Raw genomic sequence first — 18,792 nt, 5'->3', positions numbered from 1 at the left:
CTGTATCTCAGCCCCATGAACGCGAACCAGACCCACTGCCTGCAACTACTGCGCGATGCCGATCCCGACCGCTACCTCTCGGTGCTTTATGCGCCGGAGGACAAACGGGGTGCCCTGGCCGCCCTTTACGCCTTCAATGTCGAGATCGCCCGCATCCGTGATCTGATCCACGATCCGCTGCCGGGCGAGGTGCGTCTGCAGTGGTGGCGTGACCTGATCAACGGTACCGAGCATGGCGAGGCCGTCGGCAATCCGGTGGCGGCGGCCCTGCTGGAGGCGATCAAGGCGCATAATCTGCCGCGCGCCGCCTTCGACAATTACTGCGAAGCCCGCATTTTCGATCTCTATGACGATCCCATGCCCAGCCGCAACGATCTTGAGGGCTATTGCGGCGAGACGGCCTCGGCCTTGATCCAGCTTGCCTCTCTTGTGCTCGATGCGGAAAAGGCGCCGGCCCATGCAGATATGGCGGGCCATGCGGGGGTTGCCCAGGCCATTACCGGCCTTCTGCGGCTCCTGCCGCTGCACCGCCGGCGCGGACAGGTCTATATCCCGGCCGATATTTTGGCAGCGGTCGGCTGCAGTGCCGAAACACTGCTTGAGGGCGCCGACAAGGACGCGGTCAAACGCGCCATCGATGCGATGACGGCGCTGGCGGAAGATCATCTCGGGAAATACGAAGCCGGCGCAAAATCGCTCCCCGCCGCATTGCGTCCGGCCTATCTGCCGGTAAGCCTGACCAGAACCTATCTGAAGGGGATCAGGGCCAGTGGCGCCGCAGCAGCCGATGAAACAGCGGTAATTTCACCGTTGAAGCGCCAGTGGGTGATGCTGCGGGCATCGATGCGCTAGCCTTGGATGGCATTAGCGTTGTGCGTGGTTCGACAAGCTCACCATGAGGGAATCCGGTGCGTTGCAAAATGCAACATCCCTCATGGTGAGCTTGTCGAACCACGCACAACATGGAAGCAACAAGCTGTACTCGTTACTCCGCAGCCTCGGCCACCGCAGGCAGGCCCAGCCATGCCCGGCAATCGGCAAGCGCACGCGCGCTCATTGCGCGTTTCTTGGCGTTGGTCTTTTCCTTGCCGCGCAGCCGTTTGCCTTCCGACTTCGGCGCCTCAATCGGCGGGAACAGGCCGAAATTGACATTCATCGGCTGGAAGGAGCGCTTGCCGGGTTCTTCATCACTGACGATGTGACCGCCGGTGATGTGTCCGAGCAGCGCGCCAAAGGCCGTGGTGAGCGGCGGCGGTGTCAAAACATGTCCGAGACGCTCGGCGGCGGCGAAACGTCCGGCAAGCAGGCCGATGGCCGCCGATTCCACATAGCCTTCACAACCGGTGATCTGCCCGGCAAAACGCAGGCCCGGACGGGATTTCAGCTGCAGCGTCGGATCGAGCAGGATGGGCGAATTCAGGTAGGTGTTGCGGTGCAGGCCGCCCAGCCGTGCGAATTCCGCGTTCTCAAGGCCGGGGATCATCCGGAAAATCTCGGTCTGCGCCCCGTATTTCAGCTTCGTCTGGAAGCCGACCATGTTGTAGAGCGTGCCGAGCGCATTGTCCTGCCGCAGCTGCACGACAGCATAGGCCTTGACCGTCGGGTTGTGCTCATTGGTCAGACCCATCGGCTTCATCGGGCCGTGGCGCAGGGTTTCGACGCCGCGTTCGGCCATGACTTCGATGGGCAGGCAGCCGTCGAAATAGGGCGTGCCTTCCCACTGCTTGAATTCCGTCTTGTCGCCGGCAATCAGCGCCTGCACGAAAGCCTCATACTGCTCCTTGGTCATGGGGCAGTTGATATAATCCTTGCCGGTGCCGCCGGGGCCAACCTTGTCGTAGCGCGACTGGAACCAGCAGGTGTTCATGTCGATGCTGTCGAAATGCACGATGGGTGCAATGGCATCGAAGAAGGCGAGGGCATCGGCGCCGGTCTGCCTGCCGATGGCTTCGGCCAGCGACGGTGCCGTCAACGGCCCGGTGGCGATGATGACCTTGTCCCAGTCTGCCGGGGGCAGGCCGGTGATCTCTTCGCGCTCGATGGTGATCAGCGGGTGGGCTTCCAGCCTGGCCGTCACAGCCTGCGCAAAACCGTCGCGGTCCACGGCGAGGGCGCCGCCTGCGGGAACCTGATGGGAATCGGCCGATGCCATGATCAGCGAATTGGCGAGGCGCATTTCCGCATGCAGCACGCCGACGGCATTGGTTTGCGCATCGTCGGAGCGGAAGGAATTGGAGCAGACGAGCTCGGCGAGATCCTGCGTCTTGTGCGCGTCGGTGCCGCGAACGGGACGCATCTCGTGCAGGATGACGGGAATGCCTGCCTCGGCGAGTTGCCATGCAGCTTCGGAACCGGCGAGACCGCCGCCAATGATATGTACGGGTGTGTTTGACATAGCACCCCAATAAACCGTTTGGCGTCCGGCTTCAATGGTGCAAACGCCGCTGCGGATGATCCGCAGCGGCTTGCCGGTGTGTCAGGCGCTGGCTTTGTCGAGTTCGGCGATGTCCGCCTTGTCGAGCGTCAGGGATGCCGCCTTGATCAGGCTTTCCAGCTGTTGCAGCGATGTGGCGCTGGCGATGGGGGCGGTGACGCCCTGGCGTGCGATAATCCAGGCCAGCGCAACCTCGGCCTGCTTGGCGCCATGCTTGGCCGCAACCGCGTCCAGCGCTTCCAGAATGCGGTAGCCGCGCGCATTGAGATAGGCTTTGACGCCGCCGCCGCGCTGGCTCTGTCCAAGATCGGCTTCGCTGCGGTATTTGCCGGAGAGAAACCCGCGCGCAAGGCTGAAATAGGTGATGACGCCGATATCCTCGGCCATGCACAGGTCGCGCAGCGCGCCGTCATAGCCGGCGCGGTCATAGAGATTGTATTCCGGCTGGAGCACGTCATAGCGCGGCAGGCCATCCGCCTTGGCGGTGTCGAGCGCTGCGCGCAGCTGGTTTGCATCGTAGTTGGACGCGCCGATGGATTTGACCTTGCCGGCTTTCAGCAGCTTGTCATAGGCGGCCAGCGATTCCGCGTGGGGTGTGGCCGGATCCGGCCAATGCGAGAGGTAGAGGTCGATGGCATCCACCTGCAGGCGTTTCAGCGATGCTTCGACGGCCTCGGCGATATTGGCGGCCTTGAGGTTCTTGCCCTTGCCCATATCGCCGCCGACCTTGGTGATGATGATCATCCTGTCGCGCGTGCCGCGGGATTTCATCCACTCGCCGATGATGGTTTCCGATTCGCCGCCGCTGTTTCCCGGAACCCAGCTTGAATAGACATTGGCCGTATCGACCGTGTTGAGGCCCGCATCGGCAAAGCGGTCAAGCAGGTCAAAGGAGGTTTTCTTGTCTGCGGTCCAGCCGAAGACGTTGCCGCCGAAAACCAGCGGAGCAATCGACAGGCCTGTGCGGCCAAGAGGGCGTTTTTGCATGGTAAGTCTCCCGGGGAGGATGAAAGGGGGACTCAGACTGTAGAACTCCAGGGTGCATGTTTCCAGCCCGGCTTTGACCCGAATGGTCGCAGGCATGGATCGCAACGGGAGTCGATTTGAAAAGGGAGGCGGTGAGCTGATGTCTCGAACCGCATACCCCCGAAACAACAACACCCACCGCGGGAGGAGGTGCGGTGGGTGCCGTTTTGTAAAGACCGGCTGGGAGGAGGAGTGCCGGCCTTTGATCGCGGGGGCTCTGGGAGGAGGATGAACCCCGGCGATATTCTGTTATGCGATTAGCGTACTGCGGACTTCTTGGCGACGAACGGGATGTCCGAGCGGGAGATGCCCAGGTCGTTCAGTTCGCGGGTCGACAGACGGTTCAGCTCGGAAACCGTGTCACGATAACGGCGCCAGTTGCTGTAGGAGCGGATAAGGTTCATTTCATTCACCATTCGGTTCAGTTGTTTCGTTGATCACTCTTGATCGTTGACCTGAAGATAGTGGATGCCTTGGCGAATGTGCAGAGCCAAGTTTGCAGATCAGCTATGCGTATGTTGCATTGCATCATTAATCGATTTTAATTGCTGCGTCGCACAAACGTCATCTTCATGGCCTTCGGCCCGAATCCGGCTGCAATTGCGTTTTCAATGTGGCTGGCCTTATCAGGGGCGGAGCCCTAATCTTACAGCTCGAGTCGGGAGCAGAATGCATGATAGTCGGTTTTACCCTGCGCAAGCACATTGCACGGTGGCAGCGTGACGGGTTGATCGATGACGCCACGGCGGACCGCCTGCGCGCCGATATCGCCGGGCAGGCCCCGGGTTTCGGGCTGGGGAATGTCCTGGCCATACTGGGCGTCATTCTTCTCGGCGCGGCGCTGCTGTCGCTGATTGCCGCCAATTGGGAAGCCATGCCGCGCCTTGTTCGCGTCGGCTTGATCTTTGCCGTGCTCTGGTGCGGCTATCTCGGCGGCGCGTGGCGGGCGAACAAGGGCGACAGGATTTTCAGTGAAGCGCTCTATCTCCTGGGCGCCATCGCCTTTGGTGCCGGGATCGCACTGGTCGGCCAGATGTATCATCTGTCGGGTGACGTGGCGTCCGCTGCGCTGCTATGGGCGGGCGGGACGGTTGTCGCCGCGTTGCTGTTGCGCTCGTCGACACTCGTCTCCACCAGCATCGTGATTGCCGGTTTCTATCTCGTGGCCAGCCTGGAACCGGAAACGGCCTCGCGCCTGTCCTATGTCTGGATCATCCCGGTCTTTGCAGTGATTGCTGCAGGCCTGATCTGGTATGCGGGCGCGCAGGTGGCCCGGCATTTCCTCGCCGTTCTTGTGCTGCTCTTTGTCTGTATCGTTCACTTCGACCGGGACGCCGGCGTCGTGCTGTGGATGACGCTGATTGCCGGGCTCGGCCTGTTTCTGCTGGACGCACTGCATCCGGCTGTGCTGGACCGCGCGACCGGATGGAGTATCAGTCTCGGCGCCTACGGATTTCTGGCGGTGCACATGGTGCTGCTGATTTTCCAGTTCAACGACCACATCTTTGCCCAGACTCGCGATGTCATGACGGGCATTGTCATCCTTGCCGTGGCGATCGCCGGTCTGGCTTTGTCGGGGCACCGCAATCTTGCCATACGGTGGAGCGCCTATGGGCTGTTTTCGCTGGAGGTTCTCTATATTGCGTTCGAGACCATCGGCACGATGATCGGTACCGCTGGCTTCTTCCTGACCGTCGGCGTGCTCGTCCTGCTGCTTGCAGTGTTCGTTATCCGTATGGAACGCCGTCTTCACAGGAAGAGTCTGGTGAAGGGTGCAGCATCATGAAAACAAAGTATTTTTTGCTGCCGGCTTTGATCGTTGCGCTCCTGCAGTCAGGCGCGCTTTATGCCATGATAGAAAAGCACGCGATGATTTTGCGCCACGGCACAATGATCACGCTGGCCACGCAGCCGGTCGATCCGCGCGACCTGTTGCGCGGCGAATATGTGCGGCTTGGCTACGGGATTTCGTCCGTCGAAGCCGACAAGGTGAGCGGCACGAAGCCGGACACGGCAGGCCTTGCCGACATCTATGTCACGCTGAAAGAGGGCGCGGATGGCCGGTGGGGGTTCACCGGGGCCTCCTGGCAGAAACGCCGGGATCTGGCGGCTGGCGAAGTCCAGATGCATGGCCAGACGATGATGGGCGCCATGGGCGTCTTTGCGGTGCAGTACGGCATCGAACGCTATTATCTCCCCGAAGGATGGGGCCGTGCGGTCGAGAAGGTGCAGAGTGAGCGCGGGGTCGATGCGGTGATTGCCGTCTCCAGCGCGGGCGAAGCTCAGATTCGTTCGCTCAAGTACAATGGACGCCTGCTTTACCAGGAACCGGCCTACTGAACAGCCGTCATCGCGCAGCTTTGAAAAAGCCCGTCAACCTATTGAAATATGTGTAGAAAGAGTGGTGCGGATAGAGGGACTCGAACCCCCACGGTCTCCCGCCAGAACCTAAATCTGGTGCGTCTACCAATTTCGCCATATCCGCAGATGAGGGCCGTATCCGGCCCTCAAGCGCCGGTCTCTATATCACCCTCTTCTCAGGGGTCAAAGGAAAAAGCCGCCGCTTGAACAGGATTACGCCGGCGTCCAGCCGATCGCATCCCGCAGGAAGGCGTAGCCCAGCGCAATGAAGCTGGCGCGCTCCCTGTTGTCCTTGCCATAGCCATGTCCGCCCGCCTCGGGCTCGTAGAAAGAGGCGGTGTAGCCGAGTTCCTGCAGCTTTGCCGCCATCTTGCGGGCGTGTCCGGGGTGCACGCGATCATCCCTGCGGGTTGTGGCAATGAGAATTGGCGGATAGGGCCGGCCGGGCACAGCCGCGTGATAGGCCGACATTTCCTTCAGAAAAGCCCAGTCCTCCGGCTTGTTGGGGTCGCCATACTCGTCGACCCAGCTCGCCCCGGCGAGAAGCTTGTTGTAGCGGCGCATGTCGATCAGCGGAATGGTGCAGAACAGGGCGCCAAAGCGTTCGGGATAACGCGTCAGCATGTTGGAAATCAGCAGGCCGCCATTGGAACCGCCTTCCGCCGCGATACGGCCCGGCCGGGTGACGCCGCGCCGCACCAGATCGGCGGCAATGGCGGCAAAATCATCATGCGAAAGCTTTTTGCCCGCCCGGCGCCCGGCGTCATGCCATGCGGTGCCGAATTCGCCGCCGCCGCGCAGATTGGCGACCACGCTTGTGCCGCCGCGCTCGAGCCACAACTTGCCAACGGACGCACTGTAATAGGGCTCCATCGACACGCCAAATCCGCCGTAACCGGTCATGTGCACCGGCGCATCGCCGGTTTCACCCTTGGGTCCGATCTGCGTATAGGGGATCGACTCGCCATCGCTGGAGATCGCCTCATGCCGCGTGACGACAAGCCCGGTCGCATCGAAGACCGCAGGGCTTTGTTTGAGCAGCGTGGGGGCAGCCAGTGTGTTGGGCTCGGCAATGTCGAGGAGCAGGACCTGCGCCGGGGTTATCGGGTCCTGCGCGGCGACGAGCAGTTCGCCATTGGCATGGATGTCCTCGACATCCAGCGACCAGATATGAACGATGCCCTCGGTTGGCACAACCGAAATGGGCTTTTTTGCCCATTTGCCAAGCGCAGGCTCGACAATCTCGAAGCGTGGCGCAAGATTGTCGAGATAGGAGACGACCAGCTTCTTGTCGTTCCAGAAGAACCCTTGCAGGGCGCGGCGCGGACCCGGTTCGAACAGAACCTGAAAATCACGCTCTCCGGCAAGAAATGCCTGGAGCGAAATGCCGAGGAGCGTGTCTGCGGGGTAGGTGATGCCGCCGACTGTCCAATCTTCTCTCGGCTTGACCGTCAGCCACTGGTCGTAGGAATTCCACCATGCCGTAGCGGGCACATCCACCCGCTGCCTGGGGCCACTGCGATCGCCCAGCCAGCCCGCGGTTTCAAAGAAGGAATGCTGCTCGACAAACCAGAGGCGCTCGCTGCCGCTGCTGTGATCAATGTCGACACCGGCGGCCATAGAATCCGCGGCGCATTCGAAAATCACCGGTGCAGCCAGCGGGTCGGTCCCCCGTCGCCACAGGCGGACGGTGCGCGCATAGCCGGATTGTGTGGCCATGCCCTCGCCAAGGGCGCTTGATATCAGCACCGTATCGCGGTCGAGCCAGCCGAGGCCGCCCTTCGCTTCGGGAAGATTGAAGCCGTTTTCGATGAACCGCAGCGTGTCCAGGTCGAACTCGCGGTTGACAACCGCATCGCTGCCGCCGCGCGACAGGGAGAGAATGGCCCGTTGCCGCTTCTCCGGTTCGATCTGCGCGCCCGCCCAGATCCAGTCGTCATTTTCGGCTGTGGCCAAAGCATCGATATCGAGCAGAAGTTCCCATTCCGGCTCGGGCGTCTTGTAGGATGTCATGGTGGTCCGGCGCCACAGGCCGCGCGGGTTCTTCTCATCCTGCCAGAGGTTGTAGAGGTAATCGCCGCGCCGTCCGACCATCGGGATCTTGTCCGGCCGGTTGAGAATGGCGGTCAGGACATCGCGGTCATGCTCGAACTGCCGGCCGCCGAAGCGCTGCATGGTTGCGGCGGATTGCTTCTCCACCCATGCAAGCGGCTTTGCGCCGTCGATCTCTTCGAGCCAGATGCGCGGATCGTCATCGGGAGCATCGATGGTCGGGCGAATATCCTGATTGGTCATGAGCGTCACTTTCCCTTGGAATCTGCCGCGCAGTTTCTTGAAAGCGCGGTGTTTTGCAATGCCTCACACCATCAAATTCGGCATCCATGAAAAATCGCGCCGGTGATGAGCCGGCGCGATCCTCGTGTCGGGCGTTTCAAGCCTAGTGGGCCGGGGCTTCTTCCGCCGGCTTTTCAACCGGTGCCTTCTTGCGTCCGAATGAACGGAGTGCGACGTAGAACACCGGCGTCAGGAACAGGCCGAAGAAGGTCACGCCAAGCATACCGGAGAACACAGCCGTGCCGAGTGACTGGCGCATTTCCGCGCCGGGGCCCTGGGCAATCATCAGCGGCACGACACCGAAGATGAAGGCAAAGGCGGTCATCAGGATCGGGCGAAGCCGCAGGCGGCTGGCTTCGATGGCGGCTTCGACAGGCGTTGCACCTTCCGCCTGATGCTGGCGGGCGAATTCCACGATCAGGATCGCGTTCTTCGCCGCCAGGCCGATCAGGACGACAAGGCCGATCTGCGTCAGGATGTTGTTGTCCATCCCGCGCAGGAACACGCCGATCAGCGCCGCCAGAACCGCCAGCGGCACGATCAGGATGATCGCCAATGGCAGCACCCAGCTTTCATACTGTGCGGCAAGGGCGAGGAAGACGAACACCACGGACAGTCCGAAGATCAGGATCGCCGTGTTTCCGGTCTGCCGTTCCTGAAGCGCCAGTTCCGTCCACTGGAATGTCGTTCCGCTGGGCAGTGTCTTGGTGGCAAGGGCCTCCATCTTGTCGAGCGCCGTACCGGTGGAAACCCCGGGCGCGGCATTGCCCTGCAGCGGCACCGATACGTACATGTTGTATCGTTGCACCAGCGAGGGGCCGTTGGTGTCCTTGATGTTGATCAGCGTGCCCAACGGAACCAGCGCACCCGTTGCCGAGCGTACTTTCAGGGCAAGGATGTCGGTTCGATCAAGCCGGTATTGCTGGTCGGCCTGTGCCCGCACCTGATAGACGCGGCCGAAGGCATTGAAGTCATTGACATAAGAGGTGCCAAGGTTGGTTGAAAGCGCCTCGAAAATGTTTGGAATGGGCACGTTCAATGCCTGTGCCTTGTCACGGTCCACCTCCAGGAAATATTGCGGGCTGTTGGCGGAGAATGTGGTGTAGACGCCGGTCAGGCCGGGGGTCTGGTTGGCTTCGCCCATCATCTGATAGGCCAATCCCAGGACGCGGCGCATATCGGAGCTGTCGCGATCCAAAAGCTGCATCTTGAAGCCGCCGGCATTGCCGACGCCGCGGATCGGCGGCGGCGGCACGGCGATGATGAAGGCCTCCTGGATGCTTTGCAGGCTGCCATAGACCTTGCCGATGATGGAAGTGGCCGTTTGTCCGTTCTTGATCCGCTCTGCGAACGGCTGGAACGGAACGAACACCACGCCGGAATTCGATGCATTGGTGAACGTTGCACCGTTGAACCCGGCAAAGGCAATGGCGTTGCGCACGCCCGGAATGCCCTTGATGATCTTCGACGCCTTTTCGATCACCGCGTCCGTGCGGGCGAGCGAAGCACCGTCGGGAAGCTGGATGACGACGATGGCATAGCCCTGATCCATCGGCGGCACAAAGCCGCGCGGGATCGTGACCGCCATGAACCAGGTGGCGACCAGCAGCCCTGCGAACACCAGCAGGGAGGCGAGGAGACCGATGGTCGATCCGACGAGATGCCTGACGATCCAGGAATAGCCATTCGCCATCTTGTCGAAGCCGGTATTGAAGCCATTGGCCAGGGCCCGACCAGCCCGCGCCAGAGGGTTTCTGGAGACCGCATGGTCATGCGGACGCAACACAATTGCCGCCAGCGCAGGAGAGAGCGTCAGCGAGTTGATGGCCGAAATGGCTGTTGCTGCTGAGATGGTCACGGCGAACTGGATGTAGAACTGGCCCGATATGCCGGGAATGAACGCCGTCGGAGCAAACACCGCGATCAGCACCAGTGAAATGGCGATAACGGCGGTTCCCACCTCGTCCATGGTCGTGTGCGAGGCCTGTTTCGGGCTCATGCCCGCCGCAAGGTTTCGCTCGACGTTCTCCACCACCACGATGGCGTCGTCCACCACGATACCGATGGCGAGGACCAGGCCGAACAGGGTGAGCATGTTCAGCGAGAAGCCGAAGGCCGAGAGGATGGCGAAGGTGCCGATCAATGAGACCGGGATGGCCACGATCGGGATGATCGCCGTCCGCCAGGATTGCAGGAAGACGAGAACGACCAGCGCCACGAGAATCACGGCTTCGAAGATCGTCTTGTAAACGTCGGAGATCGATTCCGCGATGAACTCCGTCGGATCATAGACGATGTCGTATTTCAGACCCGGAGGGAAATCCTTGGAGAGTTCCTCCATGGTGGACCGGATGGAGGCGGCGGCAGCAAGGGCATTGGTGCCCGGACGGCTGAAGATACCCAGCGCAACGGCAGGACTGCCGTCGAGATAACTGTTGGTCACATAATCCTTGGCGCCAAGTTCGATGCGGGCGACGTCCTGCAACTGTACCAGACGGCCATCGCCGCTTGTTTTGACGATGACATAACGGAATTGCCGCGCATCGCTGAACCGGCCCTGCATGGTGACCGTGTACTGGAAAGCGCTGGTGCCCGGTGTGGGCGGCCCGCCAATGGCACCGCCATTGACCTGCACGTTCTGGTCGCGCAGTGCCTGAACCACATCAGCCGATGTCATGGAGTAGGCGGCGAGTTTCTGCGGATCGAGCCAGATGCGCATGGAATACTGCCGCTCGCCGAAGATGGTGACTTCGCCGACGCCGTCGAGCCGCAACAGCACGTCGCGGATGCGGGTGTTGGCGTAGTTGGACGCATAGAGCTGGTCGTAACGGTTGTCGGGCGAAAGCACGTGCACGACCATCATCAGGTCGGGCGAACTTTTCGTCGTGGTGATGCCGTTGCGCTGCACGTCCTGCGGCAATTGCGGTACGGCAATGGCGACGCGGTTCTGCACCAGAACCTGTGCCTTGTCGAGATCGGTGCCGAGCTTGAAGGTGATGGTCAGCGCCATCGAACCATCGGCGGTCGAGTAGGAAGACATGTAGAGCATGTCCTCGACGCCGTTGATCTGCTGCTCGATGGGGGTGGCGACCGTGTTGGCAATGGTTTCGGCATCGGCGCCGGGATAGGCGGTGCGCACGACAATGGTAGGCGGCGCGATTTCCGGATACTGGGCGACGGGGAGCTGGGTGTAGGCGATCCCGCCGACAATCAGCAGCACAATCGACAGGACGGATGCGAAGATCGGCCTGTCGATGAAAAAATGCGCAAATCTCATTGGCCCGCCTCCGCAGCCTTCACCTCCGGCGGAAGCTGGATAACGTCGGCCTTGACCTTGATACCCGGGCGAATGCGCATCAGGCCATTGACCACGATGGTCTCGTCACCGGTCAGGCCGCTGCGGATCACCCGATAACCGTAGAGTTTGGGGCCGAGACGCACGGGCTTGGTCGTGACCGAGTTGTCCGCATTGAGGACATAGACAACCCGCTCGTTCTGATCGGAGCCAACCGCTTCGTCGGGCACGAGAATGCCCTTATAGGTGTTCGAGGCGGCCACTTCGACCCGGCCGAACAGTCCGGGCTGCAACACGAAATCCGGATTGTTGAAGCGGGCACGCACCCGCATCGTTCCGGTGGCATCATCAAGCCGGTTCTCGGCAAAATCAAGCTTGCCCTTGAACGGTGGCTGGTTGGAATCGGTCAGCCGCACCGTCACTTCGAGGCCGCCGCCGCCTTCCTGCAGATTGCTGCCGTTTTCGCGGGCGGTCTTGGCATAGGACAAAAGGTTGCGCTCATCCACGTCGAAATAGAAATCGATCGGATCAAGCGAAACGATGGTCGTCAGGATGGTGTTGTTGGCATTGACGAGATTGCCGACGGAAATGAGCCTGCGGTCGATGCGGCCATCCTGCGGTGCTGTGATCTGCGTGTAGTTCAGATTGAGCTGGGCCGCATCGACGGCGGCCTGGGCGCCGGCCACGCTGGCCTGACCAGCGAGATAGGCGCGGCGCTGATCATCCAGCGTTGACACGGACAGCGTGCCGCTGCCGGTCAGCGACTGGGTGCGCTTGAACTGGGCCTCCGCATAGGTTTCCGTTGTTTTGGCCACTTCCAGCGCGGACTGGGCCTGCGCCAGGGCGGATATGTAGGGGCGCTGGTCGATGGTGAAGAGTGGATCGCCCTTCTTGACCAACGAGCCGTCCTTGAAATGCACCGTATCGAGATAGCCGTCGATGCGCGAGCGCACCGAGACCTGGTCGACGGCTTCGAAGCGGCCGATGAACTCATCGCTGTCGATCACGTCGCGGACGACAGGCTTGGCTGCCGTGACGGTTGGAGGCGGGGGCGCATTCTGCGCCAGTGCCGGAGAGGCTGCCATGAGCGCGATTGCAAAGCCGATTTTGAAGGTAGAGAGAGAATTCCGTGACAAGGGCAGGCCTCCATGACGATCAGACTTGCAGGCGTCTCGGGGATGCCTGGGCATCGCCGTCAGCGCTGGTGATTCATCGTACGGCTACGGGTCAGGTGGTGCGCTGACCAGAACAGCTGGAATGCTGGCGCCGCAGACAAACAAGTCAATTTCTCAGATTGTATCGATTTAGTATTTAGTTTCGATAGGGACCAGCGCAAGGGCAGTTCCAAATTCCGTTGAGGCATATTTCCAGTTGGCTATCGATGGTCCCCACACCGGGAAGATTTGCACAGTTGCACATCGTTGTCATCAGGCAAATATTTCACCTGTTGTTGTGATCATGAAAGTGCCTGACTTGCCGTGCAGAAGTTTGCCCGACCCTGAGGCTGTGCCATTGATTTTTGTACGCAGTGCAAGTAAATGGAGCCACCAATCGGTAAGGGTGCAATTTCTTGCGCGGCTCTGTGACAGGTTCTGTGATATGAATTGTGTCACAAAAAATGAGCTTAAAGAGAAATAAAGCAATAAAATCAACGTGGATGGTGAGGGCATGGCTCGCCCCATCTGCACCAGAAGCCACGATGGCAGACAGTTTTTCTCCCGCAATTTGGCTCACAGGCCGGCGACGGCGGGACAAATGTTAAAAAAAGTGAAGGTTTGGACATGCAGGTTACTGAAACGCTCAATGAAGGGCTGAAGCGCGAGATCAAGGTCGTCGTTCCGGCCAAGGATCTGGAAGCAAAGCTTTCCGAACGCCTCCAAGGTGCCAGCGCCAAGGCGCGCATCAATGGCTTCCGCCCCGGCAAAGTGCCGCTCAATCACCTGCGCAAGATGTACGGCAAGTCGTTCATGGCTGAAGTCGTCAACGAGATCCTCAGCGATTCCTCGCGCACGATCCTTGCGGAGCGCAACGAAAAGTCGGCGACCCAGCCGGAAGTTGCGATGACGGAAGACGAGAAGGAAGCGGACAAGGTTCTGAACGGCGAAGCCGATTTCGAATTCACGCTGAACTACGAAGTCCTGCCGGTTATCGAACTCAAGGACGCTTCCAAGATCAGCGTCACGCGCGAAGTGGTCGATGTGACTGACGCGGAAGTTGAAGAGCAGGTCAAGCGCGTTGCCAGCTCCGCCCAGACGTTCGAGCCCAAGAAGGGCAAGGCTGAATCCGGCGACCGCGTCACCATGGATTATCTCGGCAAGATCGACGGCGTGCCGTTTGATGGCGGCGCAGATACCGATGCGACCCTGATCCTCGGCTCCGGCCAGTTCATTCCCGGCTTCGAAGATCAGCTGATCGGCACCAAGGCTGGCGACGAGAAGCAGATCAAGGTTACCTTCCCGGCTGAATACGGTGCAGCGCACCTCGCGGGCAAGGATGCGACCTTCGACATCACCGTCAAGGAAATCGGCAAGCCCGGCGAACTCGAAATCAACGACGAAACCGCGAAGAAGCTCGGCATCGAGAGCGCCGACCGTCTGCGTCAGGTTATCCGCGAGCAGATCGAAAGCCAGTACGGCTCGTTCACCCGCCAGAAGGTCAAGCGTCAGATTCTCGATGCGCTCGACGGCGAGTACAAGTTCGAATCGCCGGAACGCCTGATCAATGCCGAGTTCAACAACATCTGGGCACAGATCGGCCAGGACCTCGCACAGGCCGGCAAGACATTCGAGGACGAAGAGACCACGGAAGAAGAAGCGCGCGAAGAATATCGCAAGCTGGCTGAACGCCGCGTTCGTCTTGGCCTCGTTCTCTCCGAAATCGGCAACAAGGCCGGCATCGAAGTGACCGAAGAGGAACTGCAGCGCGCCGTTTACGATCAGGTTCGCCAGTATCCGGGCCAGGAACAGCAGATCTATGAATTCTTCCGCAAGACTCCGGAAGCGATCAACAATCTGCGCGCTCCGATCTTCGAAGAAAAGGTTGTCGATCACCTTCTCACCTCGATCAACGTCACCGACAAGAAGGTGACGAAGGAAGAGCTGATGGCTGAAGACGAGTCGGATGAAAAGTCCGGCGAAGCCAAGAAGCCTGCCAAGAAGGCAGCGCCGAAGAAGGCCGCCAAGAAGAAGACCGAAGACGAAGCATAAGCTTTTGTCTCTCTGATTGAAAAGGCCGCTTTCGAGCGGCCTTTTTCATTTCTGGTGCGCGGTAATTGCTGGGCAGCGTATGCTGCGGGTCTAACTGATTCCGCAGAGATTTCGCCGATGTCCATTGCTGCCTTTGCGCCGTTCGAGGCGCTTGCCGAACACCTTCTGCCTCATGCAACCGATGGGACGAGTGATGGGTCGCATGACCTGTCTCATCTCTTGCGTGTGTGGAAAAATGCAACAGCAATTCATGACGAGGAGGGTGGGGACCGCGAAATACTGACCGCAGCGACAATCCTGCATGACTGCGTTGCCGTCGAAAAGAATTCACCGCATCGCGCGCAGGCCTCGCGGTTGGCTGCTGAAAAGGCATCGAAGCTTCTTGCCGATATTGGCTGGCAATCCTCGCGCGTTGCTGCCACAGCGCACGCCATCGAGGCACACAGCTTTTCGGCAAACATCCTTCCACGTACCTTGGAGGCGAAAATCCTGCAGGATGCGGATCGTCTGGATGCCATTGGCATGGTCGGCGCTGCACGATGTTTCTACATCGCTGGCCGGATGGGGAGTGGGCTTTATGATCCCTTGGACCCCATGGCAATCGATCGTAACCTCGATGACAAGAGCTTTGCCATCGATCATTTTGAGGTCAAGCTTTTCAAGTTGACTGCGGGGTTCAACACGGTCAGGGGTGCGCAGATCGCCCAGGTGCGACAGGAGCGACTCCGCCGGTTTCTGGGCGAGTTTCTTGATGAGATATAAGCGATCTCAGCGAGACACCAAGTCGAGCGCGGCGCGGATCAGATCGGCATTGCCCTTAGCCATTTGTCCCGACGGCAGGAGATTGCCGTCTTCCAGGCCGATACGGCTGTCAAAGCCCTTGGCCATGGCTTCGCTGTAGATGGGCCAGACACTGGCTTCATCGCCATGCATGAGGATAGGCAGTGTATGGCCCGCCTTGCGCAGAACCGCCTGAATACCATCGGCGGCCCGCAATCCCTCGTCGATGTCCTGCTCGTTGATTTCGATCAGCACGCGCAAGCATTTTGCCGCATCCTTCAGGCCGACAAAGCGCTGCGCATCGCTGACGGACCAGAGCCCCGCTTCGACGCCGATACCCCTGCCGAGAACGTGCGCAATCAAATCCTCCGCATCCGCTTCGATCAGATTGATCGAAACGTAGTCGGGCAGGGTCGTCCAGCGGTGAATGGGTTCCTGCCGCGAAAGGCCGCCGGGAGGGATGCGCCAATGGGTGGAAAGGCCGACGGGAATGCCCGGCACGGCCGAACGAACAGCCTGCAGGGTCTCGGCGATATGGTCCGGCTCCAGTGTTTCCATTCCATCCGGTCCGCGTGGGTGGATATGCAGCTCGCGGGCGCCGGCGGCCACGGCAAGCGCCGCGTCCCTGGCAATTTCCGAGGCTGTAAAGGGGAGCGCGTGGTGAAAATCCCGCATGCGCCCGCCATTCAGGCATGCCTGCAACATGGTGGTGTCTCCGCTATGACGGCTCCATCATAGCGGATTTCCTGCTGACAGCACCCCGTCAGTATGGATTCGATGCCGGTTCAGGCCTTGATCGGAATCCATATCTCCATTCCGCCATTGCCGGTCCGCGGGTCGAATTCCGGACCATAACGTTCGAAATTGGGTGCATCGGCCAGGGCATGGCCGGATTCCGGCAGCCATTTGCCCCAGATGGTCATGATCGTGCTGCGAATGGTCGAAATATGGTCGCGATGCGAAAACACCAGATAGGTCTGTGCTGGAATGCGCAGCCGGGCAAACTCCTGCGGGATGTCGGAGAAATCAGCAACCTCGGCACCGGCGATGTAGTCGAAATTCTGGTCGTCATCGCTGTTGCAGCAGACGCCGTAGGCCACATTGCCGATCTGGCCGGTGATATGGCCGAAATAGGGGTTGAAACGCTGCCATTGCGCGGGAATGCCGCTGCTGGTTTGGCAGGTGTATCGTTCGCCTATGCCGGCGACCAGCATCGGTTTGCCGTTCGCGATGCGCGGCTCTTCGATATCCGTGATAAACTTTTCGTCCATTTTCATCGGCTCCACCAATGGGATGTTACGGGTATGGCGCTGCGCGCGGACCTGTTCGGGCGTCAGGCCGAACTGATCGCGGAACGCCCGCGTGAATGCCTCATGGGAGCTGTAGCCGGCATCGAGCGCGACGCTGAGAATATCCGGAGCGCCGTCGCACAGGGATTTTGCTGCCTCGGTCAACCGGCGGCCGCGGATGTGGCTGCTGACCGAGCGGCCGGCAAAGATGCCGAAGGCGCGGGACATGTGAAACCGTGACAGGCCCGCCACATCGGCGATATCGTCGAGGGTGATCTCCTCGGCGAAATGACCCTCCACATACCAGATCGCTTTCTCAACCGAATTCATGCAACTCTCCATTGGGGCACGGCATACCAATACACATTGTCGGCGGCGTGCATTTGATCGCGATTGCGGTTCGGCCCTCCAGGGTTAGAAGAGTTTCATGCCCTTCAGGCTCGCATGGCCGTTCTTGCCGATGATGATGTGGTCGTGAACAATGATTCCCATCTGTCCGCCGATGCCGGCAATGGTTTTTGTCATCTCGACATCCGCCTTGGATGGCGTCGGGTCGCCCGAGGGATGGTTGTGGACGAGAATGAGCGCGCTCGCGGACAATTGCAGGGCCCGGGCAATCACCTCGCGCGGGTAGACCGGCGTGTGGTCGACGGTGCCGACCTGCTGCACCTCGTCGGCGATCAGCATGTTTTTCTTGTCGAGAAAGAGGATACGCAGCTGCTCGCGCGGCTCGTGCGCCATGGCTGCGGTGCAGTAGTCGATCAGTTTGCTCCATGAGCCAAGCATCGTGCGTTCGCCAATGCCGCTGCGCATGGCCCTGTGGGCAAGGGCGGCGATGAATTTGAGATCAAAGGCCACGGTCGGGCCGCAGCCCTTTACCTCCTGGAGGAGATGTTCCGGCGCGCCCAGGACTTCCGCCAGACTGCCGAAGCGGGCCAGAAGCGCCTTGGCGAGCGGCTTGGTGTCGCCTTGCCGTATGGGGCGGTACAGCAGCATTTCCAGCATTTCATAGTCAGCAAAGCCCTGGTGGCCGACTTTCTGGAAACGCTCCTTCATCCGCTCGCGGTGGCCGGTGTAATGCGGTTCCGCGGCCTGGCTGGCAGCGTTGGCTGTATCGGCGGTTTTCTCAACACCAGGTTGTTTCTGCAGCGATTTTGGTGAGGGCTCTTTGAGGAAGAAAGTTTTGGGTGGCTCGTCTTCGCTCATGGGCCCCTGCGTTCCTAATCGAGTTTCAAACCCGGAGCGAACAGGCCTGCGGGTGAAAGGGTGAAGACTTCGCAACCATCCTTGGTGACGCCGACCGTATGTTCATACTGCGCTGTCAGCGAACGATCGCGGGTGACGGCTGTCCAGCCATCGGCAAGGACTTTCACATGCGGGCGGCCGAGATTGATCATCGGCTCGATGGTGAAGATCATGCCCTCGCGCAGTTCAACGCCCTCATTGGGTGTGCCGTAATGCAGAATGTTCGGTGCGTCGTGGAAAAGCTGGCCGACACCGTGGCCGCAGAAGTCGCGAACGACGGAGCAGCGCTCCGCTTCGGCATAGTTCTGGATGGCGGCGCCGATGGCACCGGTCCGGGCGCCGGGGCGAACGGCCGCAATGCCGCGCATCAGGCTTTCATGCGTCACTTCCATCAGGCGTTCGGCGGCGCGCTTGATTTCGCCCACGGGATACATGCGGCTGGAATCGCCGTGCCAGCCGTCGAGTATGTAGGTGACATCGATATTGACGATATCGCCCTCGCGCAGCGGCTTGTCATCAGGGATACCATGGCAGACGACGTGATTGATCGACGTGCAGGATGATTTCGTGTAGCCGCGATAGTTGAGGGTTGCGGGCAGGGCGCCGTGATCGGCACCGAATTCGAAGACAAAGCGGTCGATGGTGTTGGTGGTCACACCCGGCTCAACCAGACCGGCGAGTTCGTCCAGGCAACGTGCCGTGAGCTGGCAGGCCTTGCGCATGGCGTCGAAACCTTCGGGGCCGTGAAGCCTGATCTGTCCGGTGTTCTTCAGGGGCGCTGTCTGCGCATCGAGATAGGTGACCATGGTGCTTTCCGCTTGG

15 protein-coding genes and 1 tRNA gene are annotated in these 18,792 nt (G+C 60.4%); 5 read left to right on the top strand and 11 right to left on the bottom strand.

The window, feature by feature from the left end:
- Positions 1-15 precede the first annotated feature (15 nt).
- A complete protein-coding gene (locus ACZ5FP_RS13375; protein ID WP_464660665.1) occupies positions 16-852 on the top strand; it encodes a phytoene/squalene synthase family protein in 837 nt (278 codons plus the stop codon).
- Positions 853-985: 133 nt separating this feature from the next.
- Here ACZ5FP_RS13375 and trmFO read toward each other — a convergent pair whose 3' ends face one another.
- From trmFO to ACZ5FP_RS13360, 3 genes are all read right to left on the bottom strand, one after another.
- Positions 986-2,395 (bottom strand): methylenetetrahydrofolate--tRNA-(uracil(54)-C(5))-methyltransferase (FADH(2)-oxidizing) TrmFO, encoded by a 1,410-nt coding sequence (trmFO, locus tag ACZ5FP_RS13370; protein WP_464660663.1) that lies wholly within the window; start codon positions 2,393-2,395, stop codon positions 986-988.
- Between the two features lie 81 nt (positions 2,396-2,476).
- On the bottom strand, positions 2,477-3,421 hold the full coding sequence (locus ACZ5FP_RS13365; protein ID WP_464660661.1) for an aldo/keto reductase: 945 nt from the start codon (positions 3,419-3,421) through the stop codon (positions 2,477-2,479).
- Between the two features lie 296 nt (positions 3,422-3,717).
- A complete protein-coding gene (locus ACZ5FP_RS13360) occupies positions 3,718-3,864 on the bottom strand; it encodes a DUF1127 domain-containing protein (RefSeq protein WP_091878374.1) in 147 nt (48 codons plus the stop codon).
- 269 nt (positions 3,865-4,133) lie between these two features.
- Between ACZ5FP_RS13360 and ACZ5FP_RS13355 the strand changes: the two genes are divergently transcribed.
- Together ACZ5FP_RS13355 and ACZ5FP_RS13350 are read left to right on the top strand one after the other, a co-directional pair.
- Positions 4,134-5,246, top strand: a complete 1,113-nt coding sequence (locus ACZ5FP_RS13355) for a DUF2157 domain-containing protein (RefSeq protein ID WP_464660659.1) — start codon at positions 4,134-4,136, stop codon at positions 5,244-5,246.
- Positions 5,243-5,800, top strand: a complete 558-nt coding sequence (locus ACZ5FP_RS13350; protein ID WP_464660657.1) for a GDYXXLXY domain-containing protein — start codon at positions 5,243-5,245, stop codon at positions 5,798-5,800. Before ACZ5FP_RS13355 ends, ACZ5FP_RS13350 begins: the two co-directional genes overlap by 4 nt.
- A 62-nt stretch (positions 5,801-5,862) precedes the next feature.
- Here the strand turns inward: ACZ5FP_RS13350 and ACZ5FP_RS13345 are convergent.
- The 4 genes from ACZ5FP_RS13345 to ACZ5FP_RS13330 form a co-directional block, all read right to left on the bottom strand.
- Positions 5,863-5,945 (bottom strand) — tRNA-Leu (locus tag ACZ5FP_RS13345).
- 89 nt (positions 5,946-6,034) lie between these two features.
- Positions 6,035-8,116 carry a prolyl oligopeptidase family serine peptidase gene (locus tag ACZ5FP_RS13340; RefSeq protein ID WP_464660656.1) on the bottom strand — a complete coding sequence of 694 codons (2,082 nt, stop codon included), beginning with the start codon at positions 8,114-8,116 and terminating at the stop codon, positions 6,035-6,037.
- A 142-nt stretch (positions 8,117-8,258) separates the two neighbouring features.
- Positions 8,259-11,432, bottom strand: a complete 3,174-nt coding sequence (locus tag ACZ5FP_RS13335; protein ID WP_464660654.1) for an efflux RND transporter permease subunit — start codon at positions 11,430-11,432, stop codon at positions 8,259-8,261.
- On the bottom strand, positions 11,429-12,535 hold the full coding sequence (locus ACZ5FP_RS13330; protein WP_464663265.1) for an efflux RND transporter periplasmic adaptor subunit: 1,107 nt from the start codon (positions 12,533-12,535) through the stop codon (positions 11,429-11,431). The genes ACZ5FP_RS13335 and ACZ5FP_RS13330 overlap by 4 nt, the downstream gene beginning before the upstream one ends.
- 696 nt (positions 12,536-13,231) lie before the next feature.
- On the opposite strand from ACZ5FP_RS13330, the gene tig reads away from it, so the two are divergent.
- Positions 13,232-14,656: a trigger factor gene (tig, locus tag ACZ5FP_RS13325; RefSeq protein WP_223613177.1), complete on the top strand. Its 1,425-nt coding sequence runs from the start codon at positions 13,232-13,234 to the stop codon at positions 14,654-14,656.
- Between the two features lie 117 nt (positions 14,657-14,773).
- On the top strand, positions 14,774-15,418 hold the full coding sequence (locus ACZ5FP_RS13320; protein WP_464660651.1) for an HD domain-containing protein: 645 nt from the start codon (positions 14,774-14,776) through the stop codon (positions 15,416-15,418).
- A 6-nt stretch (positions 15,419-15,424) separates the two neighbouring features.
- On the opposite strand, the gene ACZ5FP_RS13315 is transcribed toward ACZ5FP_RS13320, so the two are convergent.
- The 4 genes from ACZ5FP_RS13315 to map form a co-directional block, all read right to left on the bottom strand.
- A complete protein-coding gene (locus tag ACZ5FP_RS13315) occupies positions 15,425-16,141 on the bottom strand; it encodes a 3-keto-5-aminohexanoate cleavage protein (protein WP_464660649.1) in 717 nt (238 codons plus the stop codon).
- Positions 16,142-16,221: 80 nt separating this feature from the next.
- Complete coding sequence (locus ACZ5FP_RS13310; protein WP_464660647.1) at positions 16,222-17,055, bottom strand: AraC family transcriptional regulator; 834 nt, start codon at positions 17,053-17,055, stop codon at positions 16,222-16,224.
- Positions 17,056-17,139: 84 nt separating this feature from the next.
- A complete protein-coding gene (gene radC / locus ACZ5FP_RS13305) occupies positions 17,140-17,931 on the bottom strand; it encodes a RadC family protein (protein ID WP_463012365.1) in 792 nt (263 codons plus the stop codon).
- A 14-nt stretch (positions 17,932-17,945) separates the two neighbouring features.
- Positions 17,946-18,776 (bottom strand): type I methionyl aminopeptidase, encoded by an 831-nt coding sequence (gene map / locus ACZ5FP_RS13300; RefSeq protein WP_464660645.1) that lies wholly within the window; start codon positions 18,774-18,776, stop codon positions 17,946-17,948.
- Positions 18,777-18,792 lie beyond the last annotated feature (16 nt).

This window comes from Phyllobacterium sp. T2-21 (genome assembly GCF_055378485.1).
This window is presented reverse-complemented; position numbering and strand designations above follow the sequence as displayed.